This is a genomic window from Actinomadura sp. 3N407, assembly GCF_052245875.1.
Taxonomy (GTDB): Bacteria; Actinomycetota; Actinomycetes; order Streptosporangiales; family Streptosporangiaceae; genus Spirillospora.
On sequence record NZ_JBQQBP010000003.1, the window covers coordinates 177,965 to 202,223 of the forward strand.

The window sequence follows — 24,259 nt, forward strand, 5'->3', positions numbered from 1 at the left end:
CCGTACCTAGCCCCGTGGCGTCGGCGGGATGTTGTGGTTGAGGTGGAAGACGTTGCCGGGGTCATACCGGTCCTTGAGCGCCGTCAGCCGGGCCAGCTTCTCCTCGGGGTAGGCGCGCCGCACGCCCGGCTCGCCCTCGTCGGTCAGGGTGTTGACGTAGGCGCCGGCGGCGAAGGGCTCCAGCGTCGCCGCGTACCGGCGTGCGGCCGCCATGCGTTCCGCGTCCTCGGCGGGGTCCGGCCAGCGCGCCGCCGCGACGAACTCGACGAGCGTGTCGCGGTGGCTGAAGGCCGCCTCGTCGTCGGCCACGTCCGCGATCGCGCCGCCGTACGACTGCAGGCCGGCCGCCGGCAGATACGGCGCGTCGGGGTCGTCGGTGCCGCGGGCGAGGAAGGCGCGGACGGCGTCGTCGGGGAACTCGCTGAAGTAGTGGCCCTTCCAGTACCTGCGGTGCCGGTGGCCCTCGGCGCTGTCGTCCATCGTCTGCAGGTCGAGATAGGACAGCTCCTCGACGCGTTCGGCCACTGGCGAGCCCAGGCCGCGCAGGGCCGGCAGGAGGCGGCGCCCCTCTTCCGGATCCCCCACCCAGACGTAGCCGATGCCGGCCAGTGGCCGCCCGCGCAGCTCGGGCGGCAGGTGCGGCCAGTCGCCCGCCGTGCCGACCCACGCCGTGAGGGTGGCGCGGCGCGGCGCGTCGCCGATCAGATCGCGCCACCCGCGCAGCGCCGCCGCCGCGTCCTCGGGCGGGAAGTACAGGTCCGCGAGGAGGGACCGGGTACCGACCTGATGCAGCCGGAACTCGAACTCGGTCACCACGCCGAAGTTGCCGCCCCCGCCGCGCAGGCCCCAGAACAGGTCGGGGTGCTCCGCCGCGTCCACATGCAGGACGGTGCCCTCGGCGGTCACCAGCTCGAAGGACGTGACGTTGTCGCACGAGAGGCCGTGTTCCCTGGCCAGCCACCCCATCCCGCCGCCGAGCGTCAGCCCGCCCACGCCGGTGTGCGACACGTTCCCCGCCGTGGTGGCCAGGCCGTACGGCTGGGTCGCGCGGTCCAGGGCGCCGAGCAGCGCGCCGCCCTGGACGCGGGCGCGACGCCCTTCGGGATCGACCCGGACGGCGTCCATGGGCGCCAGGTCGATCACCAGGCAGCCGTCGGCGACCGGGGTCCCGAGGATGCTGTGGCCGCCGCAGCGGACCCCGATCTCGAGGCCCTGCTCGCGCCCGAATCGGATCGCGGCGGCGACATCGTCCGGGCCGGTGCAGCGGGCGATGAGCGCGGGCCTCTGGTCGACCATCGCGTTCCAGACGCGCCGGCACTCGTCATAACCGTCGTCGCCGGGGGTCATGACCCGCCCCGCGAAGCCGCGCCGCAGCAGCGCCGCGCCCGTGGCTCTCGTGGCCATGGGCTAGGCGTCCTGGGCCGAAGGCACCCGGTAGGAGAGCATGACGACGCCGGATCTGAGGGTTCGCGTGCCGATCAGGTCCAGCCGGGCGTCGTTGCCCTCGCTGAGCAGCATGTCGCCGGGGCCGCCGACACCCGCGAAGTGCGGGTGCACCCACAGGTGGAGGACGTCGAGCAGGCCGTTGGCGATCAGCGCCCGCGCCACGGGGCCGAAGCCGTGCATCAGGACGTCCCCGCCCCGCTTCCTGAGCGCCGCGACCTCCGCCACCAGGTCGTCCTTGATCACCGTCGTGTTGTTCCAGCCGGCCTCGTCGAGGGTGGTGGAGGCGACGTACTTCGGCATGCTGTTGATCCGGTCGGGGACGGCGCCGTCCCGCTCCGGCCAGACGGACGCGTACGCGTCGTACGTCTCACGGCCCATCAGCAGGGACTCGCTCGCCTGCAGCTGTTCCAGGGCGATCTGCTCGGTCTCGTCGTCCACGTAGGCGAAATGCCAGACCTCCATGTGGTTGATGACCCCGTCGACGCTGACGAACGTGGAATTGACGATCTTTCCCATTCCGGGCTCCCCCGTCGTTCGATTCACAGGCCCAGATTCGTATGAATGGTCGTGCGCTGGGCCTCTCCACGGTGACGGATGATGTTGACGGTTTGTCGACGGTCACCCGACGTGACGAGCCCGCGTTATCGTGCCCGCATGCGCTTTGGGGTACTGGGCCCGGTGGCGGTGTGGACGACCGGCGGCGAACCCGTTCCCGTGCCGGGCCGGAAGGTCCGCGCCCTGCTCGCGGTGCTGCTCGCGCACGAGGGGCGTCCGGTGCCGGCCGCCCGCCTCATCGACGCGCTGTGGGGCGAGAACCTGCCGGGCGACCCGGCGGGCACGCTGTCGGGCAAGGTCACGCAGCTGCGCCGGGCCCTGGAGCGGGCGGAGCCCGGCGGCCGGCGGCTGGTCGCGTCGCCCCCGCCCGGCTACCGGCTGCTGATCGACGCCGACGTGGTGGACGCCGGCCGGTTCCGGGCGCTGACCGTGCGGGCCCGCGAAACCACCGACCCGCGGGCCAGGGCGGGGCTGCTGTCCGACGCGCTGGCGCTGTGGCGGGGCCCGGCCTTCGCCGACTTCGCCGACGAGCCGTTCGGCAGGACCGCCGCCGCCCGGCTGACGGAGGAGCGGCTGGCCGCGTGGGAGGACTACGCGGAGGCGCGGCTCGCACTCGGCGAGCACACCGGGCTGGTCGCCGAGCTCGCGCAGCTGCTGGCCGCGCATCCGCTTCGGGAACGGCTGCGCGCCGCGCACATGCGGGCCCTGTACCGGTCCGGACGGCCCGGCGAGGCGCTGGACTCCTACCGGGAGCTCCGCGCACGGCTGGCCGACGCGCTCGGCCTCGACCCCGGCCCCGACCTGGTGGCGCTGCACCGGGCCGTGCTCGCCCGGGATCCCGCGCTCGCCGCCCCGGCCCCGTCGCCCGCGGTACGGCCGCGCACCAACCTGCCCGCCGCCCTCTCCGAGCTGATCGGCAGGGACGCCGCCGTCGCCGCGGTCCGGGCCCGGCTGGCGACCGGCCGGCTGGTCACGCTCACCGGCCCCGGCGGGGTCGGCAAGACGCGGCTGGCCCTGGAGACCGCGGGCACCATGGTCGACGAAACCGGCGAGTTCCCCGACGGTGTCTGGCTGGCCGAGCTGGGCGGGCTGGAGGCCGGGTCGGCCGGGCGGCCCGAGGACGTGGTGATGGCGGCGCTCGACATCCGTGACATGACGGGTGCGGCCGACCGGCTCGTCGACGCGCTGCGGGCCAGGCGGCTGCTGCTCGTCCTCGACAACTGCGAGCACGTCGTCGAGCAGGCCGCCGAGCTGACCGGGCGGCTGCTGCGGGGCTGCCCCGGGCTGCGCGTCCTGGCGACCAGCCGGGAGCCGCTCGGACTGCCCGGCGAGGCCGTCCGGGCGGTCCCGCCGCTCGACGTGTCCGGCCTCGCCGCCGAGGGCGCCGACACCGGCGTGGCCGGGCTCGCCCGCTCGCCGGCCGTCCGGCTCTTCGTGGCGCGGGCGGCGGCCGCCGCGCCGGGATTCGCGCTCACCGCCGGCAACGCGCCGGCGGTCGCGGTACTGTGCCGGCGGCTCGACGGGATCCCCCTGGCTCTGGAGCTGGCCGCCACCCGGGTCAGGGCGCTCGGCGTCGAGGACCTGGTGGCCCGGCTCGACGACCGGTTCCGGCTGCTGGACGCCGGCCGGCGGGACGCCCCCGCGCGCCAGCGGACCCTGACGGCGATGATCGACTGGAGCTGGGACCTGCTCACCGAGCCGGAACGCGTCGTGCTGCGGCGGCTGGCGGTGCACGCCGACGGGTGCACGCTGGAGGCCGCCGAGGATGTGTGCGCCGGGCCCGGCGCGGTCGACCGGGCCGACGTGGCGGGCCTGCTCGCCCGCCTGGTCGACCGCTCCGTCGTCACGGTCGCGCACGGCTCCGGCGGTCCGCGGTACCGGCTGCTGGAGTCGGTGGCCGCCTACTGCGGCGACCGGCTGGCCGAGGCCGGCGAGACCGAACGGGTGCGGGACCGGCACGGCCGGTACTACACCGAGCTGGCCGTCCGGGCCGAGGACCGGCTGTACGGCCACGATCAGCGCCGGTGGCTGTGGCGGCTCGACACCGAGACCGCGAACCTGCGCAGCGCCCTGGACCATGCGGTACGGCTGGGGGACGCCGAGCGGGCGCTGCGGCTCACCTGCGCCCTGACCTGGTACTGGTTCCTGCGCGGCAGGCTGGCCGAGGCCCGGCGCTCGCTCCGTGCCGCCCTGTCGGTCGAGGCGCAGTCGGTCGAGGCGCAGTCGGTCGAGGCGCAGTCGGTCGAGGCGCAGTCGGTCGAGGCGCAGTCGGCCGGGGAGCGGGCGGCCGGGGAGCGGGCGCACGCCGCGCTGCGGGCCAGGGCGGAGGCCTGGAAGGCCGGGATCGAGGTCCTGCTGGGCGAGCCCGTCCCCGCGGCCGCCCGGGTGTGCGAGCGGGTTACGGAGCCGGTCGCGCGCGCCAGGGCGGAGTGGTTCCTGGCGTACGCGGAGACCGACTTCGGAAATGTACCGGCGGTCGACGAGCGCCTGGAGCGGGCGCTTCCCCTCTTCCGCGGCGCCGGCGACCGGTGGGGCACGGCCGCGGCGCTGAGCACCCGGGCGAAGCTCGGGTACCTGCGCGCCGACCTCGGGGCGCTGGAGCGCGACGGCGAGGAGAGCGCCGCGCTGTTCCGCGAGCTCGGTGACCGCTGGGGGCTGCTGCAGGCCACGGCGTGGCTGGGCGGACTGGCCGAGATGGTCGGCGACCACGTCAAGGCGACCCGCCTGTACCGCGAAGGGCTGCGCATGGCCGAGGAGCTCGGCCTGTGGCCCGAGGTCTCGGTGGGGCTGGCCTCCCTGGGCTGGATCGCCGTGCAGCAGGGCGACTACCCGCGGGCGCGGGACCTGAGCGGGGACGCGCTGCGGCTGGCCGCCGAGCAGGGGTTCCGGGTGGGCGAGACCTTCGCCGAGATGGGAGTGGCGTTCGCCGCCCGCCGCCAGGGCGACCTCGACCTGGCGGAACGGCACCTGGGCAAGCTGGTGCGCGCCGCCGGGCCGGAAGAGGAGGACCGGGCGCCGCCTCTCTACCTGCCGGTGGTCCTCACCGAGTTCGGCCTCCTCACCGAGCGGCGCGGCGATGCCGCCGAGGCCAGGCGGCTGCACCTGAGGGCCCTCCGGACGTCACGGAAGCTGGGCAGCCCCCGGGGCGTCGTGATGGCGCTGGAGGGACTGGCCGGCGCCGTCGGTCTCGCCGGTGACCACGAGACCTCGGCCTGGCTGCTGGGCGCCGCCGCCGCCGCGCGGCGGGCGGCCTCGATACCCCTGGCCCCTTCCGAGCAGGCGGAGATCGACCGCATCGCGACGGCCACCCGGACGGCGCTCGGCGAGACCGCCTTCGACGCCGCCCACCGGGACGGCCGGGCCCGGACCCCGGACGAGGTGGCGGCCCGGCTCGACGGCTGGCGTTAGGCGCGGGTCACTTCGAGGGCGCTGAGGAGGACCAGGACGAACGTCGTGGCGGCGACGGTGCCGTGGACGGCCACGGCGGCGGCGGGGAAGGCCTGTTCCGCGCCGCGGGCGTGACGGCCGCCGCCTCCGACGAGCCAGCGGGTGAACAGCATGAACCCCTGGAGGGTGACGACCAGCAGCGCGGCGAACGCGAGCCAGGCGTACGCGGCCCGCGCGGTGACCAGATAGGCGATCCAGACGACGAGCCCGGCGGTGCCGGCGAGGGGATGCCCCACCACGACCAGGGCCGGGAACCGCGTCACCTTCGCCGAAGGCCCCCCGTCGGCCATCCATTCGATCAGCAGGTAAGCGCCCGCGCCGGTGGCGAGGACCCACGCGCCCAAAGCGGCGAACTCCAACCCCCCGCTCCCTCCGTGAGATTCTCATCCCCGTCCCCCGGCCTTAGTGTCACCCCCGAACCCTTCCGCCATGACGGATTCGTACAGATTGATGCGCGGACCGTCATCCGCGTGGCCGGCCAGGGCTGGAGTAGCTTGGGTCCCCTATGCGGACCCTTTCTCCGGAGGCCGGCGACGTCGACCTCGCCGAGCGCTACGCCTACCCGCCGGACGGACCGTGGCTGCGGGCCAACATGGTCGCCAGCCTGGACGGGGCGGCGCAGCGCGACGAGCGCAGCGGCGGCCTCGGCAGTCCCGCCGACCAGCATCTGTTCCTGCTGCTGCGCGGCCTCGCCGACGTGGTCATCGTCGGCGCCAACACGGTGCGCGCCGAGGGCTACGGGCCGGTCAGGCCGAGCGAGGGCTGGAACGGCGTCCGGGACGGGCGCACCCCCGTCCCGCCGCTGGCGATCGTCTCGCGCACCCTCGACCTGGACTTCGACGCGCCGATCTTCACCGAGGCGAAGGCCAGGACGATCGTGCTGGCGACCGCCACCGCCGACCCGGTGCGGCTGAAGGCCGCGCGGGAGCGCGCCGACGTCATCATCGCCGGGAAGGACTCGCTCGACTTCGCCGCCGCCGTCGGGGAACTCGCGGCGCGCGGACACAGGCGCCTCCTGTGCGAGGGCGGTCCGGGCGTCCTCGCGCAGGTGGTGACGGCCGGGCTGCTCGACGAGCTGTGCCTCACGCTGAGCCCGCTGCTGCTCGGCGGGCATCCGACGCGGATCCTGAACGGGCCGCCGGTCTCCGTCCCGCCGGAGCTGACCCTCGCCCACACCCTGCAGGACGAGGATTTCCTCTTCCTGCGTTACGTCCGCAGCCGGTAGCGCACGAACAGCACGCCTTCGTCCAGGTGCAGGGCGGTGGGGTCGAGCGGCACCTCGGCTTGCAGGCCGTCCAGGAGGCGGGTGTGGCAGGGACCGCCGAGGAGGGTCGGGGCGATGTTGAGGCACAGTTCGTCGACGAGGGACGCGCGGATCAGCGCGGTGGCCAGGGCGGGGCCGCCCTCGCAGAGGAGACGCTCGTAGCCGAGGTCTTCGCGGAGCGTCCTGATGGCGGCGGGCAGGTCGACGTCGTCCTCACCTGCGTCGACCACCTGGATGTGGCTCGGAACCTTGTTCCGGACGTTCCGCGATGTCACGACGATGGTCGGTGTCTCGGCCTCGGTGAACAGTGGAAGCGTCCAGTCGAGGTCGAGCGAGCGGCTCACCACGACGATGGGGGCGGGCGGGCCACCGCGGCGCGCGCGCAGATCGGTGCGCAGGCGGGCGGGGCCGAGACGTCCTGTGCGGACGGTCGCGGCCCCCACTAGGATCGCGTCGGCGAGGGCCCGCAGGGTCCGGAACACGCGGAAGTCGGCGTCGCCGCCGAGGGTGTCGGTCCAGCCCTCGGCGTCGGTGACGGAGCCGTCCACGCTCATCACCATGCCGAGTCGGAGCGCCGGCGCGTCCGCGTAGGCGTCGAACGGGTCGATGCCGCCGGCGGCGGGCTCGGGCAGCAAACGGCGCATGACCTGCAGGTTATCCAATGACCGTTTTGCGCCCACGGGATGTCCTTTTGTCGGTGCCGGGGAGCAAGATGGGGGGATGGACCTGCCGATCAGCCTGCCGCTGCCGCCGATGCTGGCCAAGGCGGTCAAGACCATGCCCAAGGGTGACCTGCTGTACGAGCCGAAGTGGGACGGCTTCCGCTGCATCGTGTTCCGCGACGGCGACGAGGTGGAACTGTCCAGCCGCGGCGAGAGGCCGCTCACCCGCTACTTCCCCGAGCTGGTCGAGGCGGTGAAACGGGAGCTGCCCGAGCGGTGCGTGGTGGACGGCGAGATCGTCCTGCCGAAGGGCACGCGTCTCGACTTCGACGGCCTCCAGCAGCGCATCCACCCGGCCGCGTCGCGGATCAAGCTCCTGTCGGAGCAGACACCGGTGTCGTTCGTGGCGTTCGACCTGCTGGCCCTCGGCGACGAGTCGCTGATGGAGGTGCCGCTCGGCGAGCGGCGGCGGCGTCTGGTCGACACGCTGTCGGGCGTGAAGGCGCCGGTGTACGTGACGCCGGCGTCCGACTCCTACGACCTGGCGCTGCGGTGGTTCGACGAGTTCGAGGGCGCCGGGCTGGACGGCGTCATCGCCAAGCCGCGCGACACCGTGTACGAGCCCGACAAGCGGATCCTGTTCAAGGTCAAGCACGAGCGGACCGCCGACTGCGTGGTGGCGGGCTTCCGCTGGCACAAGTCCGGGCCGATCGTCGGGTCTCTGCTTCTCGGGCTCTACAACTCCGAGGGGAAGCTCCAGCATGTCGGGGTGGCGGCCTCGTTCACGATGAAGCGCCGCGCCGAGCTGGTCGAGGAACTGCAGCCGTACCGGCTGGACGATCTCGCCGACCATCCGTGGGCGGAGTGGGCGCAGCAGTCCGAGGCGACCGTCGACCGGATGCCCGGCGCCGTGTCGCGGTGGACGGGCAAGAAGGACCTCAGCTGGGTCCCGCTGCGTCCCGACCTGGTCGTCGAGGTGGCCTACGAGGCGATGGAGGGCGACCGGTTCCGGCACACCGCCCGCTTCCGCAACTGGCGGCCCGACCGCACGCCCGACTCCTGTACGTACGAGCAGCTGGAGGTGCCCGTGGCCTACAACCTGGACGACATCTTCAGCGGCTCGGCGACGAGCCCGCGCGCCGACCGCTGAGGCGGGAGGAGCCGGGTCCGGGTCCGGCGCCGTGCCGCGTCCGGCACCGGACCCGCGGGGGGCCGGGACGCGCGCCGCACGCGTCCCGGCCGCGGTCCGTCAGGGCTGGGTCTCGTTCTCGATGGTCTGCCGGATGATCTCCTGGTCCGGCCGCGCCGACATCTTCGCCGAGGCGTGGGGCCGCAGGTAGGTCTGGTTGACGCCGGGGACGCGGTCCTCGATGACGAACGTCGCCTTCACGGACGCCTCGGCGCCCGGCGTCCGCACGGTCGGCAGCGTCGTGAAGTCGGCCTTCATCTCCTCCTTGCCGATCGTCGTGATCACGTAGCCGCGCTGATTGTTGTAGAAGCGCAGGTGCGGGTTGATCTTGAGGAAGGGGTGGTCGGCGGGGTCGGAGTCCCGGCCGTCGCCGTTGCTGGTGATGGACGTGCACACCAGCTCGGAGCCGACCGTCCTGGAGTTCGGGTCGTCGTAGTCGGCCTTGAGGTCGCTCGCCCAGTGGGCGTGGACGTCGCCGGTGAGCACGACGGGGTTGCGGACCCCGGCGTCCAGCCAGCCCTGGGTGATCCGGTCACGGGACGCGGCGTAGCCGTCCCACGCGTCCATCGACGTCTTCTTCACCGGGCCGGCGGTGTTGTCGCGCTGCGCGAAGAACACCTGCTGGCCGATGACGTCCCAGCGGGCGCGGGACCGGCGGAAGCCGTCGAGCAGCCACTTCTCCTGCGCGTCGCCGGTGATGGAGCGCTTCGGGTCGGCGGCCTCGGGGCAGTCCTTGTAGCCGTCGCCGCAGCCCTGGTCGTCCCGGAACTGGCGGGTGTCGAGCATGTGGAAGCCGGCGAGCCTGCCCCACCGGATCCGCCGGTAGAGCTGCATGTCCGGGCCCTTCGGGAGGGAGCGGCGGCGCAGCGGCATGTTCTCGTAGTACGCCTGGAACGCGGCGGCGCGGCGGGTGCGGAACGCCTCATGGGACGGGGTTTCGGAGTTGTTCTCGGGGATGTCGTCGGCCCAGTTGTTCTCGATCTCGTGGTCGTCGAACACGACGAGCCACGGCGCGGCCTCGTGCGCCGCCTGCAGGTCGCGGTCGGACTTGTACTGGGCGTGCCGCTGCCGGTAGTTCGCCAGCGTGACGGTCTCGGGGCCGTCGTGGTCGCGGACGTTGCCGCCGGGGCTGTTGTAGACGCCCTTCTTGTACTCGTACTGGTAATCGCCGAGATGCAGGATCAGGTCGGGGTGCTCTTCGGCCAGCCGTCGATACGCCGTGAAATAGCCGTGTTCGAACTGGGAGCACGAGACGAAGCCCATCGCGAGGGCGGGACCGAAGGTGGCCGGGTGCGGGGCGGTGCGCGCCCGTCCGGCCGGGGAGACGTGGTCGCCGGCGCGGAAGCGGTACCAGTACTCGCGGCCGGGTCGCAGGCCGTTCAGTTCGACGTGGACGGAGTGGGCGGCGGCGGGCCGGGCGGCGGCCGTGCCGCGCCGTTCGATGCGGCGGAAGCGCTCGTCGGAGGCGACCTCCCACCGCACCGGGATCGTGCGGTCCGGCATCCCGCCGAGGCCGTCCTCGGCGAGGGGGTTGAGGGCCAGCCTGGTCCACAGGACGAACCCGTCGTGGTCGGGGTCGCCGGACGCGACGCCGAGGGTGAACGGGTCGCCGGGCAGGGGCCGGGGGCGGGGGGCGGCGTGGGCGGGACGCGGGGCGGAGGTCACGGCGACGGCGGTGGCGAGTCCGCCGGCGACCAGCAGGGTTCGCCGGTTGATCGGACGTGCGGTGTCGGCCATGGAGAAAGCGACCTTTCGGAGGTTCCGGTAACGACTGCCGGAAAGCCTCACCACGGCCGGTGACCTGGAGGCACCACGCGGATGACATCCGCCACAACAACGATGATCTTTTGGGGAGCGGGCTAGAAGATCATGTGCAGCGGGAAGAACGGATGGTAAGGTAGCGACTTACGAGTTGCGCATAAAAATTCCATCCTGAAAAGGAGTGTAGCCGAGGCATGGGACTCCGTCAAGCCGACGCTGTCAACCCGGAACGCGATGAAAAGGCGCGAACGTCCGCGATGCTCGCCGAACAGGAGTACGTGTCCCGCGTGTACGCGCGGCTCGACATCGAGCGGGCGAGGGCCGAGGCCGCGCTGCGCGACGGACCCGCCGCGGGCGGCGGCAGCGCTTTCCAGGCCCGGCTGGAGAGCGCCGTCGCCACCGACGAGGCGGCCCGCCGCCTCGCCGGTCTCGGCGGCGTCGAGCACGGGCTGTGCTTCGGCCGCATCGACCACCGCGCGGACGCCGACGGCCCCGGCGACACGTTCTACATCGGCCGCATCGGCCTCCGCGACGAGGACCACGAGCCGATGCTGATCGACTGGCGCGCCGCCGCCGCACGCCCGTTCTACACCGCCACCCCCGGCGCCCCCGGCACCCTCGCTCGACGCCGCCACCTGCACCTGCGCCGCCGCGAGGTCGTCCGGCTGGACGACGAGGTGTTCGACCTGGAGGGATTGGACGAGTCCGAACGCGGCGGCATCGTCGGCGAGGCCGCCCTCCTCTCCACCCTCCGCCGCGGCCGGACGGGCCGCATGAGCGACGTCGTCGCCACCATCCAGGAGGAACAGGACCAGGTCATCCGTTCGGACCTGCAGGGCGTCCTCGTCGTCCAGGGCGGCCCGGGCACCGGCAAGACGGTCGCCGCCCTGCACCGGGCCGCGTACCTCCTCTACACGCACCGAGACATCCTCGAACGGCGCGGCGTGCTCGTCGTCGGGCCCAACGCCACGTTCCTCCGCTACATCGAGCAGGTCCTCCCCGGCCTCGGCGAAACCGATGTCGCCCTTGCCACCGTCGGTGAGCTCTACCCCGGCCTCAAGGCGACGGCGACCGAGACCCCGGCGGTCGCCGTCATCAAGGGAGACCTGCGAATGGCGGACCTGATGCAGGCGGCCGTCCACGACCGGCAACGCATCCCCGCAGACGGCCTCCACATCGAAACCGACGGCCTCACCCTGGTCGTGGACGCCGAAAAGTGCGAGCAGATACGCGACCGTGCCCGCGGCCTGCACCTCCCCCACAACGTCCAGCGGCGCCGCTTCGTCCACGACCTCCTGGAGGCCCTCGCCATCAACAGGGCCGAGCAGTACGACCGCATCATGGACGAGCCCTTGGAGCAGCTCGCCGAGAACGGCGGCCTCCCCGACTGGCTCCAGGAACTCATCGACGAGGCCGAAGACGAGCCCCTCCTCGACGAAACAGACCTCCGCCTGGCCAAGGAAGCCCTCTGGCAGGATCCCGCCGTCCGGTCCGCACTCAACGGCCTCTGGCCCGAGCTGACACCCGAGCGACTCCTCACCGACCTCTACGCCGACCCCGACGCCCTCGCCCGAGCGGGCGCACGAGCCGACCTCGATTGCACGCTCCTCCACCGTCCCCCCAACGCCCCATGGACGATCTCGGACGTCCCCCTCCTTGACGAGGCAGCCGAACTCCTGGGCAAGGACGACTCCGCCGAGAAAGCGCGCCGGCGCGCCGCCGAAGCCGCCCGCGCCCAGGAGGAGCTGTACGCCCGCGAGGTCATCGAAGCCGCCGGCCCTGCGAACCCCGAGATGCTCTCCGCCGCCGACCTGCTCTCCGCCGCCGAGCTGGCCGAACGCCACCACGACGACGGCCCGTCGCTCACCACCGCGCAGCGCGCCATCGCCGACCGCGAATGGGCGTACGGGCACGTGATCGTGGACGAGGCGCAGGAACTGTCCGAGATGGCCTGGCGCACCGTGATGCGGCGCGTCCCGACCCGTTCCCTCACCGTCGTCGGCGACACCGCGCAGACCGGCAACGCCGCCGGCGCCGCGTCCTGGGGCCAGATGCTCGACCGCTACGTCCCCGGCCGCTGGCGCGAGCAGCGCCTCCTGGTCAACTACCGCACCCCCGCCGCCATCATGAGGGTCGCCGCCGACGTCCTCGCCGCCGTCGCCCCCGGCCAGACCCCGCCCGAACCCGTCCGCGACGACGGCCCCCCACCCACCGCGATCGCGATGCCGGTGACCGAACTCCCGTCCCTCATCGAATCCGAGCTGTCACTCGTCACCGGCGGAACCCCCGACGACATCGGCGGCGCCTTCAAGGAGGGCCGCCTCGCCGTCATCACCTCCGCCGCCCGCCGCGCCGCCGTCCTGGAGGCGGTCCCGGACGCCGCCGTCGGCGCGACTCCGAAGGCCCTCGACTCCCCCACCGTCGTCCTGACCGCCGAACAGGCCAAGGGCCTGGAGTTCGACTCCGTCATCGTCGTCGACCCGTCCGGCATGCTGACCGAGTCCCCGAAGGGCGGCCAGGACCTCTACGTCGCCATGACCCGAGCCACCCGCCGCCTGACCCTCACCCACAACAACGACCTCCCACCGTTCCTGTCGGCCCTGGAGCAGGCCGGCGAGGATCGGGGCGTGCGCGGCGGCGACGACCCCGCGCAGGGCGGGCCTGCGGTTGCCGACCGCGTGGAGGGGTGAGTTGATCCGGCCGGTGCGGGGGCATCCTCGCGCCGGCCGGAAAGGCAACGGCAGGACGTGACCAAATCCGGTCCGAGTTAGTCGTGCGCCGCTCTTTACCCGGGCTCCGGGGGCGAGGAACGTGTGCCCCCGTAGAGATCATTTTCCTTTTCCCGGGAGGTGCGGGTTTTGGCCAGGCGATCCCTGAGACGAACCCGGCGGACGATGACGGTGGCCGTGCTGACCGGCGCGGCGGTGACCGCGGCGGGCGGCGGCGCGGCGGCGCTGGCCCAGACGTCCCCCAAGATCGTGGTGAAGGGCGGCGTGACCCAGCCGGTCTTCTCCTATGAGGACGCGATCCGCGAGCACGTGTACGTCGAGTCCAGCGTGGACAGCGACCGCGACGGCGAGCTCGACCGGGTCAACGTGGACATCATCCGGCCGAAGGAGACCGAGCACGGCCTCAAGGTGCCGGTGATCATGGATGAGAGCCCGTACTACGACAACGCGGGCCGCGGTAACGAAAGCGAGCGCAAGACCTACGACGCCGACGGGAACCCGGTGAAGTTCCCGTTGTTCTACGACAACTACTTCGTCCCGCGCGGGTACGCGTACCTCGCCGTCGACATGGTGGGGACGACCCGCTCCGACGGCTGTCCCGTCAGCGGCGGCCCGACCGACGTCCTCGGCGGCAAGGCCGTGGTGGACTGGCTGAACGGCCGCGCGAACGCGTACCGGGCGGACGGCACCCCGGTGGAGGCGGCCTGGAGCACCGGCCGCACCGCCATGATCGGCAAGTCCTACGACGGCACCCTCGCCAACGGCGTCGCCGCGACCGGCGTGAAGGGGCTGGAGACGATCGTCCCGATCGCGGCGATCAGCAGCTGGTACGACTACAGCCGCATGAACGGCGTGCGGTACTGGACGGACGAGCAGCCGTGGCTCGCCGGCTACGTCGACACCGACCCGCCCGAGAAGTGCGCCGCCGTCAACGCCGACCTCGACGAGGGCGAGGACGACGCGACCGGCAACTACAACGCCTACTGGAAGACCGCCGACTACCGGCAAGGGACGATCGCCCGCGCGTCCCGCGTCCGCGCGAGCGTCTTCGCGGTCCACGGCGTCAACGACCTCAACGTCAAGGACAACCACTTCGCGCTGTGGTGGGACGCCCTGGCGCGGCGCGGCGTGCAGCGCAAGGTGTGGCTGACGCAGCGCGGCCACGTCGACCCGTTCGACTTCCGGCGCGACCACTGGGTGGCGACGCTGCACAAGTGGTTCGACCACGAGCTGCACAAGATCCGCAACGGTGTGATGGACGAGCCGCGCGCCGACATCGAGACCGGCCCCGAGCAGTGGATCACCCAGCGGGACTGGCCGTCCCGCGACGCGCACGACATCACCCTGCGGCCCGGCGAGGACGGCACCCTCGGGCTGAAGCGCGCCCCGAAGGGGTCGACGGCCGCGTTCACCGACGCTCCCGGCCCCCGCGGCGAGGGCTACCCCGAGAGCGCGATGGTCGGCGACCCGACGGCGGAGCAGCCGTTCCGGGCCGCGTTCGTCTCGGGCCCGCTGCCGAGGACCGGACGGCTGTCCGGGACGCCCGAGGCGCGGCTGAGGATCAAGCTGGACAAGCCGACGTCCAACGTCACCGCGCTGCTCGTCGACTACGGCGAGGACACCCGCGTGGACTACCTCGGCCCGGGCTCCGGCATCCGCACCCTCGACACCGAGGACTGCCACGGTGAGAGCACGCCCACCGACGACGCCTGCTACAAGCAGACCGAGGTCACGACGGTCACCTCACCGGTGAACGTGGTCGCCCGCGGCTGGCTCGACGCCCAGAACCACCGGTCGCTGAGCAATCCCAAGCCGCTGAAGCCGGGCCGGTACTACGACGTCCGGTGGGAGACGCTCAGCCAGGAGTACCTGCTGAAGAAGGGCCACCGCCTGGCGCTGGTCCTGGCCGGGACGGACGCCGACTACAACACCGAGACGCCCACGGGCGCCAAGGTGACGGTGGACCTGCGCGGCAGTTCCATCAGCGTCCCCGTGGTGATCGGTGCGGAGGAGCCGGCCGCCATGGTCGCCCCGCCGCAGCCGGAGACCGCGTGGCGCGGCCCGTCCGACGTCACTCTCCCCGTCCAGGAACGCGAGTTCCACTGACCCGTGACGCCGCCGCCCCGGCCCCCGTCGGGGCGGCGGCCCACGGGCCCGTCCCCTGCGGGCACCTCACAGCTCGATCTCCTCGCCGGGTGCGAGGAGGCGGAGCCGGTCGGTCAGGCCCCCGCCGGTCAGGACGAAGCCGGTGACCGGGCCCGTGAGGTGCTCGGTGCCGTCCGGGCCGTGCTGGGCGGGGACCCCGGTGACCCGGAGGGTCCCGCCGCCGGGGCGCGGCAGGTCGGCGTGCTCCCACGCGGGCAGGGCGCGGGCGATGCCGCCGTACCTGACGTTCAGCGAGGACATGATGCCGCCTTACAGGTCGATCAGCGTGTGTCCTCGTAAGCCCGGGCGCCGTGCGGCTATTCCCGTCAGGTCTGGTTGTCGGTGTCCTTGCTGGGCTGGACGCGTTTGGGCTCGCCCGGCATCTTCGGATAGTTCGGCGGATAGGGCATGTCGCCGAGGCCGTGGTCCCGCTCGTCGCGGTCGGCCATGTCGAGGAGGGTGTCCAGGGGGAACGACTCGTCGTCGATGGACGCGTGCGGGTCGCCGAGTTCGGCGAAGCGGGCGGGCATCGTGGCGATGGTGAAGTCGCGGGGGTCGGCGTCGGGCAGCTCGTCCCACGTCAGGGGGGCCGAGACGGGGGCGTGCGGGGCCGGGCGGACGCTGTAGGCCGACGCGATCGTCCGGTCGCGGGCGTTCTGGTTGTAGTCGATGAAGATCTGCTCGCCGCGTTCCTCCTTCCACCACTTGGTGGTCACCTCGGCGGGGGCGCGGCGCTCCACCTCGCGGCCGAACGCGAGGGCGGCGCGGCGGACCTCGGTGAACGTCCAGCGCGGCTCGATGCGGACGTAGACGTGCACGCCGCCCTTGCCGGACGTCTTGACGTAGCCGGTGTAGCCCAGCTCGGACAGCAGGTCACGGGCCGGGCCGAGCGCGACGCGGACGGCGTCGGAGAAGTCGGTGCCGGGCTGCGGGTCGAAGTCGATGCGCAGCTCGTCCGGGTGATCGACGTCGCCCTTGCGGACGGGCCACGGGTGGAACGTCAGCGTGCCGAGATTCGCGGCCCAGGCGATCACGGCGACCTCGGTGGGGCAGACCTCGTCGGCGGAGCGGCCGCTGGGGAACTCGATCCGGGCGGTCTGCACCCAGTCGGGAGCGCCCTTCGGGATGCGCTTCTGGTAGAACGCGTCGGACTTGCCGGCGCCCGCCCCCATCTGGCCGCGCGCGTAGTCCTCCCGGGTGGCCATCCGGGCGCCCTCGAACACGCCGGCGGGCCAGCGCTCCAGCGTCGTCGGGCGGTTCCGGGTGGCGCGGACGATGCCCTCGCCCACGGCCAGGTAGTACTCCACCAGCTGCCGCTTGGTGTAGCCGTGCTCGGGGAAGTAGACCTTGTCTGGGTTGGTCACCTTGACGAGCCGATCCCCAACCGGGATCTCGATGAAGGGCGAGGCCATAACTGCACGTTAACCCACGGGCACGACAGTCCCCGGGAACGCCCCCGCCGGGTACCTTCGAAGGCATGGAGAAGATCCGCAAAAGCGAGGATGAGTGGCGGGCCCGGCTCAGCCCGGAGGAGTTCCACGTGCTGCGGGAGGCGGGCACCGAGAAGCCGTTCACCGGCGAGTACACCGACACCAAGACCGTCGGCGTGTACCGGTGCCGTGCCTGCGGGACGGAACTGTTCCGTTCGGCGACCAAGTTCGAGAGCCACTGCGGCTGGCCGTCGTTCTACGAGCCGTCCGACTCGGACGCGGTCACGCTGATCGAGGACCGTTCGCTCGGCATGACCCGCACCGAGGTGCGGTGCGCGGCGTGCGACTCGCACCTGGGTCACGTGTTCCACGGCGAGGGCTACGACACCCCCACCGACGACCGCTACTGCATCAACTCGGTCTCGCTCACCCTCGAACCCGCCGAGTAGGCAACCGGTACCGGCGCTCGGACGTCTCATGGACGACGCCATACCGCCTGGGGGTCTCCATGAGCGAGTCCGGTCCCGACGAGCTCCGCCCCGGCGAGCGCCGCCCCGACGAGCCCCGGGCTGGCGAGCCCGGTCTCCACGAGTTCGGTCTCTACGAGATCGCCCTGCTGCGCGGCGGGCCGGAGCGGGTCGCGCAGACGGCGCTGCTGGCCCTGTACGAGGGGCGCCGCATCAGGATCTCCCGGGGGACGCGCCGGGTCGAGGTCGTCCGGCGTGAGTCCGACGACGCGGTGCAGGGCGCCGTCCTGGCGGAGATCCCCGACGTGGGGCGGCCGCTGGGCCAGGTGATCGCCGCGGCCGCCGAGGCGCCGCGGACGCGCGCCGTCGGGGACGGGCTGCGCGCGGCCGGACTGCTGCGCGGCGGGCGGCTCCGCCCGACCCGCCGGGGCCGGGCGGTGCGCCGCGGCCTCGCCGACAAGCCCGGCGCCTCCGGGCCCGAGCGCCTCGCCGCGCTCGGCCCGGCCGGTGTCGAGGACACCCGGATGCGGGAGATCCTGGAGACCGGCGACCCGAAGCCGATGAAACTCCCGCACGGCCCGGTGGGCGGCCGCCGGTCCGACGGCACGGGCGGCCGGTTCCGCGGCGCGGAGAGCGCGGCCGACGGCGAAGGCGGCGCCGACGGGGGCGGCGGGGGCTACTAGCGGGTCTCGCCGACCTCGCAGTCGTCCTTGTCGCTCTGCTTGTTGGCGAGGACGATGCTGCCGTTGCCGTCGCTCGTGCCGTGGACGAAGACGCGGGGCTCGTCGTCGCCGCCGTCGCGCAGGAACTGCGTCGTCCACTTGCACAGGTCGAGGGCGGGTCCGGAGTTCTCGTCCCCCTCGCCCAGGTCGGTGTAGACGCGGACGAACCGGCCGCTGCGGCGGACGTCCGTGACGTGCTCGACGGCCTCGTCGTCCGGGTCCCTGGTCTCGAGGTAGGGCACCGCGCCGGGGATCTCGTCCGGGTCGCCGGCGGCCACGACCGTCTCCTGCGGTGCCGGGGAGGCGGCGGCGGTGCGGGCGGCCACGGCGGCGCGAGGGTCGGCCTTCGAGCCGCCGGCCAGCGTCAGCGCGGCGGCGACCGCGAGCGCCCCCGCCACCGCGAGCGCCGTCCCGGCCGCGGCCAGCCGGCGGCGCCGCGACTCCCGCAGCGACGCGATCAGGCGGTTCCAGCGGATCTCGAGCCGGGACGGCGGCCGCGCGTGCCGTCCACGGGAGTGCCGGGCGGGAGACTTGGTCACGGACGGCACCTTACTCAGGTTCCGCCGCGTCCAAGGCGGGTTGGCCATGCCCCGGACAGGCGTGACGCCGTCCGGGGACGGGGCCCTAGACGAGGTTGGCGACGAGTTCGGCGACCGGCTTGCGGCGGCCGGTGTAGAACGGGACCTCTTCGCGGGTGTGCAGCCGCGCCTTCGCGCCGCGCAGGTGACGCATCAGGTCGACGATGCGGTGCAGTTCGTCGGCCTCGAACGCCAGCATCCACTCGTAGTCGCCGAGCGCGAACGCCGAGACGGTGTTGGCCCGGACGTCGGGATAGTCGCGCGCCATCTTGCCGTGCTCGGCGAGCATCGCACGGCGCTCCTCGTCCGGCAGCAGGTACCACTCGTAGGAGCGCACGAACGGGTAGACGCACACGTAGGCGCGCGGCTCCTCGTCGGCGAGGAACGCCGGGACGTGGCTCTTGTTGAACTCCGCCGGGCGGTGCAGCGCCATCTGCGACCACACCGGCTCGCTGGCGCGGCCCAGCGCCGTACGGCGGAACCGGGTGTAGACCTCCTGCAGGTCGTCGGACGTGGGCGCGTGCCACCAGAACATGTAGTCGGCGTCGGCGCGCAGCCCGGCGACGTCGTAGACGCCGCGGGTGGTCACGTCCTTCTGGTCCGCCTGGTCGAGGAGGGCCTGGACCTCGGCCGCGTCCTGCTCGCCGAGCGTGCCCGGCTTGGCCACCCGGAAGACCGACCACATGGTGTAGCGGATGACGTTATTGAGTTCGCGTGCCTTCGGCTTGCCCGCCGGCTGCGTCATGGTCTGCTCCTTCTCGGCTGCGCAGATGGTCCAGTACCCGGGTGGCCGCCGCGCGCGCGGAGGCGATGCACGCGGGGATGCCCAGGCCGTCGTAGGCCGCGCCCGCGACGGCGAGCCCCGGCTCTCCGGCGACCGCGGACCGGACCCTGGCCACGCGGTCGGCGTGGCCAACGTTGTACTGCGGGAGGCCGCCGCCCCACCGGGTCACCCGCGTCTCGGCGGGCAGCTCGGCGACGCCGCAGGTCGCGGCGAGCTCGGCCATCGCGGCGGCGGTCAGCTCCGCGTCGGTCCGCTGGAGCGCGTGCTCCTCGCCGAACCGCCCGACGGAGCAGCGCACCGCGATGACGCCGGGGTCACGGTCGCGCAGATGAGGCCATTTTACCGAGCTGAACGTGACGGCCTTGACCCCCCGCCCGCCGTTCTCCGGCGCGCTCTCCACGGCGGGGACGAGGTAGCCGCTGCCCTTCGGGAGCCGCGAGAACGCGGTGGCCCGGTACGCGAGGGTGATGATCGCCATGCTGGCGTACTCGATGCCCTCCAGTTCCCGGGCGGCGGCCGGGACGTCGTCCTTGAGCAGCCGGGACGCGGGGGCCGCGGGCACCGCGATCAGGACGGCGTCGGCGTCGAGGGACTCGGGGTCGCGGGCGGGGCCGATGGTCAGCCGCCATCCGTCCGGGCGGCGGCGCAGCTCGCGGACCGTGGCGACGGTCCGGATCGTCCCTCCGGCCGCGGTGACGTCGTCGGCGACGAGGTGCGGGAGCGCGCCGAGGCCGTCCGGCAGGGTGGCGAACACGGGGCCGGGGTCCTTGGGCGCGGCGTCCCGGATGCCCTGGACGGCGTGGAGCAGCGAGCGGTGGGAGCGCGCGGAGGCGGCGACGGCGGGCAGCGTCGAGTCGAACGAGAGCCGTTCGACGAGCCCCGCGTAGACGCCGCCGAGCAGCGGTTCGACGAGGCGGTCGACGACCTCCCGGCCGACGCGGGCGCCGATGTAGTCGGCGACGGACACGTCGGTGCCGCGCGGCGTCTCGGGCAGGACGAGGTCGAGCGGGACGCGCGCCAGCCCGGCCGCGGACAGCACCTGGGAGGCGGCCAGCGCCCGCAGGTCGGACGGGACGCCCATGACCTGCCCGGACGGGATCGCGCGCAGCGCGCCGCGGCTGAAGATCGCCGAGGACGTGGTGCCGGGGTTGACGAGATCGTCGAGGCGGCCGAGGTCGCCGACGAGGTCGAGGCCCTCGGGGCGGCGGGCGAGCATCGACTCGGCGCCCTCGTCCACCGGGATCCCGGCGATCTCGCTGACCCGGAGCTTGCCGCCGATGTGGGGGGAGCCCTCCAGCACGGTCACCCGCACGCCGCCGCGGGCGAGCAGGCGCGCGGCGGCGAGGCCCGCGATCCCGGCCCCGACGACGACGGCATGGGACCTGTTCATGTCCCCCAGCCTCCCAGACGCGCCGCCGGATCGCGCACCGGGGCGGCCGCGCCGCCACCGGTTTCGTGGCCGGGATGACAAGATCCAGCGACTACGCCAGTGAATACTGGCATACATGATCTCCTGGAGGAGCCCGCTCATGGCACGGCCGACCACACCCGTCCCGAACAGGAGCGACATCTACGCGACCGCGCCGGCCGTCGTCCCCGGCGCCGGCGCCCCGCGGACGCTCGGCTCCGTCAACATCGGCGGGTCCGTCGCCCTCTCCGGCGGCTGACGCCCGGCCCCGCCGACCACCCGCGAACCGCCGGAGAACCGCCCGTGAACGCGGCCCGAGCAGGGGCCGGTCCGTGATCCGCGTGTGCCCTGTTCGTGCCCGGATCGCGACGGACCCCGAGGAACCGGTGATCCGCATCACCCCGTCCAAGCTCCATGCGGATAGTGAAGAGCGTCAGGAATGCGACATGCGCGTTCATCGTCCTCCTGCTCGCCGGGATGCTGGCCGCCTGCGGAGGAAGCGACGGCGGGTCCGATAGCGCGGAATCGTCCGCGGGCGGCAGGGGCGCGGTGACCGGCACGAGCGACACCCGGCGCCCGGAGGGACCGGCCGCCGCCGAGAGGGACGAAGAGTCCGGGACCGGCCAGGACGCCGGGACGCGGAAGAAGCCCTCGGCGCCGCTCGCCGCCGCACGCGAGGTCGTCCACTCGGCGACGCTCCGCGTCAGGGCCGACGACGTCGACGCCTCCGCGACCAAGGCCAAGCAGATGGTCACCGAGGCGGGAGGCTACGTCGAGCGGGAGTCCAGCTCCACCGAGCCGCCCCGCTCGGAGATCGCGCTGAAGATCCCCTCCGACCGGTACACCGACCTCCTGAACCGGCTCGGCACGCAGCTCGGGACCAAGCTGTCGCTGCGGCAGGAGGCCGAGGACGTCACCGGCGAGGTCGCCGACGTGGACGCGCGGGTGCGCTCCGCGGAGGCCACCCTCGCCTCGTTCCGCAAGCTGTACGAGAAGGCGAACTCCGTCGGCGAGATCATCAACCTCGAAGAGGAGATCGCGGAGCGGGAGTCCGACCTGGAGGCGCTGCAGGCACGCCAGAAGTCGCTCCAGCACCGCACCCGGTTCGCGACCGTGACCGTGACGCTGGTGGGCAAGTCCGCGCCGGCCGCTGAGGACGACGACGGGCCCGGCGGCTTCCTCGGCGGGCTGCAGAGCGGCTGGAGCGCCTTCACGGCGTTCGTCGGAGGCGTCGCCACCGTGTTCGGCTGGCTCCTGCCGTTCCTCGTCACCGCCGCGGTGCTGGGCCTCCCGGTGCTGGCGTTCCGGCATCGCCTGCGCGACCGCTTCCGGAGCGGACCCGCCCCGGCGGGCGGCGGCACCCCGGCGGGCGGCGGCACCGGGCCGCGGGCGGAGCCGGAGAAGGCCGCCGTCGGCGCGGGCACGGAGCCCGCGCGGGAACGCCAGGCGCCGCCCCCGCCCGAGTAGGGGGTCCGGCGCAGGCGCGGTCAGAGCGTGTCTTCGGTGCTCGCCTCGTGGACGAGGTCCGCGAGGCGAGCCAGCACGTCCGGGTCCGTGGACGGCAGGACGCCGTGGCCCAGGTTGAAGATGTGCCCCTCGGCGGTACGGCCCCGGGCCAGCACGTCGCGGGCCCGGCGCTCCACCGTCTCCCACGGAGCGAACAGGATCGCCGGGTCGAGGTTGCCCTGCAGCGCCTTGCCGGGCTCGACGCGGCTGACGGCCTCGTCCAGCGGCACCCGCCAGTCGACGCCGACGACGTCCGCGCCGGCCTCGCCCATCGGGCCGAGCAGCTCGCCCGTCCCGACACCGAAGTGGATGCGCGGCACGCCGAGCGGCTCTACCTCGTCGAAGATGCGGCGCGCGTGGGGCAGCACCGACTCGCGGTAGTCGTGCGCGGAGACCGCGCCGACCCACGAGTCGAAGACCTGCACGGCGCTCGCCCCCGCCGCGACCTGCACCTTCAGGAACGCGATCGTGAGGTCGGCGAGGCGGCTCATGAGGTCGTCCCACAGCTCGGGCTCGCCGTACATCATGGCCTTGGTGCGCTCGTGGTTCTTGGACGGGCCGCCCTCGATCAGATACGACGCGAGCGTGAACGGGCCGCCCGCGAACCCGATCAGCGGCGTCGGCCCCAGCTCGCCGACCAGGCCCTCGACGGCCTCGGTCACGTACGGGACGTCGCCGGGTTCGAGGGGGCGCAGCGCCGCCACGCCCGCCGCGTCCCGGATCGGGTCGGCGATCACGGGCCCGACGCCCGGCTTGATGTCGAGGTCCACGCCGATGGCCTTGAGCGGCACCATGATGTCGCTGAAGAAGATCGCCGCATCCACCGAGTACCGGCGCACCGGCTGCATCGTGATCTCCACGATCATCTCGGGGCGGGCGCAGGACTCCAGCATCGGGACGCCCTCGCGCAGCCGCAGGTACTCCGGCAGCGAGCGTCCGGCCTGCCGCATGAACCACACGGGCGTGTGCGGCACCGGCCGGCGGCGGCAGGCCAGCAGGAACGGGCTTGAAGCGAGGCCGCCGTTGTCAGGCGAACTCGAAGAGACGTCGTCAGGACGGTCGGCATCAGCGGTCACGCTGTGATGGTCCCACGAAACGCCGGTGACAAAGCACGGGGGCACGGCCGCCGGCGGCACGAACTTCCGGACACGCCGAGCGAAGTCCCGCATTCTGTCACCGGCGCGTGCGAACGTGATGCGTGTCATAGCCGAGGGAGGTCCCCCTTGTACTGCTCCACCTGCGGTGATGAACGTGTGTTCGAGCAGCCGCCATGTCCGGACGGTCATGGCGAGGAGTGCCCGGAGCGAGCGTGCGTCGAGTGCGGCATGGCCATCCTCATCGGTTCACCGCCACCCGCCCTGGCCGCCGCTCCGGCCATCACGACCGCCACCGACGCGGCGCGCGGCCCGGCCGCCGGCCGCGGCGCCGACGTGCGGGCCGTGGCCTGACCGCCCCGGCCCCCGAAACGAAACCTGTGCTGTGCCTGCTTCCCCTCCGCATCCTCTCGCCGCCCGCGGCGGCGCCCCGCACCGGCGTCCCCGACCCGAGTCACTCCCCCGCACCCAGGCCGGTCCACCCATGAACCCACCTGCCTTCCAGCGGGCCCTCGACACGCTGCGCGACATCCTCGACGGTCCCGGCGTCCGGCCGGAACTCGACCTCGAGGACATGCCCGCGCCGCAGAGCCTGGCCCCGTACGCGGCGGCGATGTCCGGCAGCGTCTACCGCGACGACGACACCGAGGTCGCCACGGGCCGCCTCATCGTCCTGTACGACCCGGACGGCCGCAGCGGCTGGACGAACGGCTTCCGCGTCGTCGCCTACATACGCGCCGACCTGGAGCCCGACATCGCCGCCGACGAGCTGATCGGCTCCGTCGCGTGGGACTGGCTGCTCGAGGCGCTGGAACCCGCCGGCTACGCGGGCGTGTCGGGGACGATCACCCGTGCGGTGTCGGAGAGCTTCGGCGACAAACGCGACGAGCCGTCCACGACCGAACTTGAGCTGCGCGCCTCCTGGTCGCCGACCGGTGAGGATCTCGCCGGGCACGTGAAGGCGTGGTGCGAGGTGATGTGCACCACGGCGGGCCTGCCGCCGTCAGGTGTCGCGGCGCTGCCGAACGGTCCGGACGGCTGAGCGACGTACGGTAGGGGACGTGAGCAGAGC

22 protein-coding genes are annotated in these 24,259 nt (G+C 73.2%); 11 read left to right on the plus strand and 11 right to left on the minus strand.

Going from position 1 to position 24,259, the window contains the following annotated elements:
• Positions 1 to 6: 6 nt before the first annotated feature.
• Both ACTWPP_RS08575 and ACTWPP_RS08580 read right to left on the minus strand, forming a co-directional pair.
• A complete protein-coding gene (locus ACTWPP_RS08575; RefSeq protein ID WP_443103581.1) occupies positions 7 to 1,404 on the minus strand; it encodes an FAD-binding oxidoreductase in 1,398 nt (465 codons plus the stop codon).
• A gap of 3 nt (positions 1,405 to 1,407) precedes the next feature.
• The gene (locus tag ACTWPP_RS08580) at positions 1,408 to 1,962 is read right to left on the minus strand and encodes a dihydrofolate reductase family protein (protein ID WP_443103582.1); all 555 of its coding nucleotides are present in this window, start codon (positions 1,960 to 1,962) and stop codon (positions 1,408 to 1,410) included.
• A gap of 138 nt (positions 1,963 to 2,100) precedes the next feature.
• Between ACTWPP_RS08580 and ACTWPP_RS08585 the strand changes: the two genes are divergently transcribed.
• Complete coding sequence (locus ACTWPP_RS08585) at positions 2,101 to 5,409, plus strand: BTAD domain-containing putative transcriptional regulator (RefSeq protein ID WP_443103583.1); 3,309 nt, start codon at positions 2,101 to 2,103, stop codon at positions 5,407 to 5,409.
• On the opposite strand, the gene ACTWPP_RS08590 is transcribed toward ACTWPP_RS08585, so the two are convergent.
• Positions 5,406 to 5,807, minus strand: coding sequence for a hypothetical protein (locus ACTWPP_RS08590; RefSeq protein WP_443103584.1), 402 nt, complete (start codon positions 5,805 to 5,807; stop codon positions 5,406 to 5,408). The two genes, ACTWPP_RS08585 and ACTWPP_RS08590, sit on opposite strands and share 4 nt — an antisense overlap.
• A gap of 146 nt (positions 5,808 to 5,953) precedes the next feature.
• Between ACTWPP_RS08590 and ACTWPP_RS08595 the strand changes: the two genes are divergently transcribed.
• Positions 5,954 to 6,673 carry a pyrimidine reductase family protein gene (locus tag ACTWPP_RS08595; RefSeq protein WP_443103585.1) on the plus strand — a complete coding sequence of 240 codons (720 nt, stop codon included), beginning with the start codon at positions 5,954 to 5,956 and terminating at the stop codon, positions 6,671 to 6,673.
• Here the strand turns inward: ACTWPP_RS08595 and ACTWPP_RS08600 are convergent.
• Entirely contained in the window at positions 6,655 to 7,356 is a 702-nt protein-coding gene (locus tag ACTWPP_RS08600; protein ID WP_443103586.1) for a dihydrofolate reductase family protein, read from the minus strand. The genes ACTWPP_RS08595 and ACTWPP_RS08600 overlap by 19 nt on opposite strands.
• Positions 7,357 to 7,432: 76 nt before the next feature.
• Here ACTWPP_RS08600 and ACTWPP_RS08605 point away from each other — a divergent pair, with 76 nt between their 5' ends.
• Positions 7,433 to 8,524 carry an ATP-dependent DNA ligase gene (locus ACTWPP_RS08605; protein ID WP_443103588.1) on the plus strand — a complete coding sequence of 364 codons (1,092 nt, stop codon included), beginning with the start codon at positions 7,433 to 7,435 and terminating at the stop codon, positions 8,522 to 8,524.
• A 99-nt stretch (positions 8,525 to 8,623) separates the two neighbouring features.
• Here the strand turns inward: ACTWPP_RS08605 and ACTWPP_RS08610 are convergent, their stop codons facing one another.
• Entirely contained in the window at positions 8,624 to 10,300 is a 1,677-nt protein-coding gene (locus ACTWPP_RS08610) for an alkaline phosphatase D family protein (RefSeq protein ID WP_443103589.1), read from the minus strand.
• Between the two features lie 218 nt (positions 10,301 to 10,518).
• On the opposite strand from ACTWPP_RS08610, the gene ACTWPP_RS08615 reads away from it, so the two are divergent.
• Both ACTWPP_RS08615 and ACTWPP_RS08620 read left to right on the plus strand, forming a co-directional pair.
• Entirely contained in the window at positions 10,519 to 13,014 is a 2,496-nt protein-coding gene (locus tag ACTWPP_RS08615; RefSeq protein WP_443103591.1) for a HelD family protein, read from the plus strand.
• Positions 13,015 to 13,218: 204 nt separating this feature from the next.
• Positions 13,219 to 15,159, plus strand: a complete 1,941-nt coding sequence (locus ACTWPP_RS08620; protein ID WP_443103592.1) for a Xaa-Pro dipeptidyl-peptidase — start codon at positions 13,219 to 13,221, stop codon at positions 15,157 to 15,159.
• A gap of 66 nt (positions 15,160 to 15,225) precedes the next feature.
• Here the strand turns inward: ACTWPP_RS08620 and ACTWPP_RS08625 are convergent, their stop codons facing one another.
• Both ACTWPP_RS08625 and ACTWPP_RS08630 read right to left on the minus strand, forming a co-directional pair.
• Positions 15,226 to 15,459: a hypothetical protein gene (locus ACTWPP_RS08625; RefSeq protein ID WP_443103593.1), complete on the minus strand. Its 234-nt coding sequence runs from the start codon at positions 15,457 to 15,459 to the stop codon at positions 15,226 to 15,228.
• Between the two features lie 65 nt (positions 15,460 to 15,524).
• Positions 15,525 to 16,610 (minus strand): DNA polymerase domain-containing protein, encoded by a 1,086-nt coding sequence (locus ACTWPP_RS08630; RefSeq protein WP_443103594.1) that lies wholly within the window; start codon positions 16,608 to 16,610, stop codon positions 15,525 to 15,527.
• 65 nt (positions 16,611 to 16,675) lie between these two features.
• On the opposite strand from ACTWPP_RS08630, the gene msrB reads away from it, so the two are divergent.
• Positions 16,676 to 17,077: a peptide-methionine (R)-S-oxide reductase MsrB gene (gene msrB, locus ACTWPP_RS08635; RefSeq protein WP_443103595.1), complete on the plus strand. Its 402-nt coding sequence runs from the start codon at positions 16,676 to 16,678 to the stop codon at positions 17,075 to 17,077.
• A gap of 59 nt (positions 17,078 to 17,136) precedes the next feature.
• The gene (locus ACTWPP_RS08640) at positions 17,137 to 17,778 is read left to right on the plus strand and encodes a TIGR04222 domain-containing membrane protein (RefSeq protein WP_443103596.1); all 642 of its coding nucleotides are present in this window, start codon (positions 17,137 to 17,139) and stop codon (positions 17,776 to 17,778) included.
• Here ACTWPP_RS08640 and ACTWPP_RS08645 read toward each other — a convergent pair.
• The 3 genes from ACTWPP_RS08645 to hemG form a co-directional block, all read right to left on the minus strand.
• Complete coding sequence (locus ACTWPP_RS08645) at positions 17,775 to 18,356, minus strand: hypothetical protein (RefSeq protein ID WP_443103597.1); 582 nt, start codon at positions 18,354 to 18,356, stop codon at positions 17,775 to 17,777. The two genes, ACTWPP_RS08640 and ACTWPP_RS08645, sit on opposite strands and share 4 nt — an antisense overlap.
• Positions 18,357 to 18,441: 85 nt before the next feature.
• Positions 18,442 to 19,140: a hydrogen peroxide-dependent heme synthase gene (hemQ, locus tag ACTWPP_RS08650; RefSeq protein WP_443103598.1), complete on the minus strand. Its 699-nt coding sequence runs from the start codon at positions 19,138 to 19,140 to the stop codon at positions 18,442 to 18,444.
• Complete coding sequence (hemG, locus tag ACTWPP_RS08655) at positions 19,097 to 20,569, minus strand: protoporphyrinogen oxidase (protein ID WP_443103599.1); 1,473 nt, start codon at positions 20,567 to 20,569, stop codon at positions 19,097 to 19,099. Before hemG ends, hemQ begins: the two co-directional genes overlap by 44 nt.
• 139 nt (positions 20,570 to 20,708) lie before the next feature.
• On the opposite strand from hemG, the gene ACTWPP_RS08660 reads away from it, so the two are divergent.
• Together ACTWPP_RS08660 and ACTWPP_RS08665 are read left to right on the plus strand one after the other, a co-directional pair.
• Positions 20,709 to 20,846: a hypothetical protein gene (locus tag ACTWPP_RS08660; protein ID WP_443103600.1), complete on the plus strand. Its 138-nt coding sequence runs from the start codon at positions 20,709 to 20,711 to the stop codon at positions 20,844 to 20,846.
• 164 nt (positions 20,847 to 21,010) lie between these two features.
• A complete protein-coding gene (locus ACTWPP_RS08665; protein WP_443103601.1) occupies positions 21,011 to 22,054 on the plus strand; it encodes a DUF4349 domain-containing protein in 1,044 nt (347 codons plus the stop codon).
• A 20-nt stretch (positions 22,055 to 22,074) separates the two neighbouring features.
• On the opposite strand, the gene hemE is transcribed toward ACTWPP_RS08665, so the two are convergent.
• Entirely contained in the window at positions 22,075 to 23,091 is a 1,017-nt protein-coding gene (gene hemE / locus ACTWPP_RS08670; protein WP_443103997.1) for a uroporphyrinogen decarboxylase, read from the minus strand.
• A 327-nt stretch (positions 23,092 to 23,418) separates the two neighbouring features.
• Here hemE and ACTWPP_RS08675 point away from each other — a divergent pair, with 327 nt between their 5' ends.
• Positions 23,419 to 23,541: a hypothetical protein gene (locus tag ACTWPP_RS08675; RefSeq protein ID WP_443103602.1), complete on the plus strand. Its 123-nt coding sequence runs from the start codon at positions 23,419 to 23,421 to the stop codon at positions 23,539 to 23,541.
• A 130-nt stretch (positions 23,542 to 23,671) separates the two neighbouring features.
• Positions 23,672 to 24,229 carry a DUF3000 domain-containing protein gene (locus ACTWPP_RS08680; RefSeq protein WP_443103603.1) on the plus strand — a complete coding sequence of 186 codons (558 nt, stop codon included), beginning with the start codon at positions 23,672 to 23,674 and terminating at the stop codon, positions 24,227 to 24,229.
• The last annotated feature ends 30 nt before the right edge of the window (positions 24,230 to 24,259 follow it).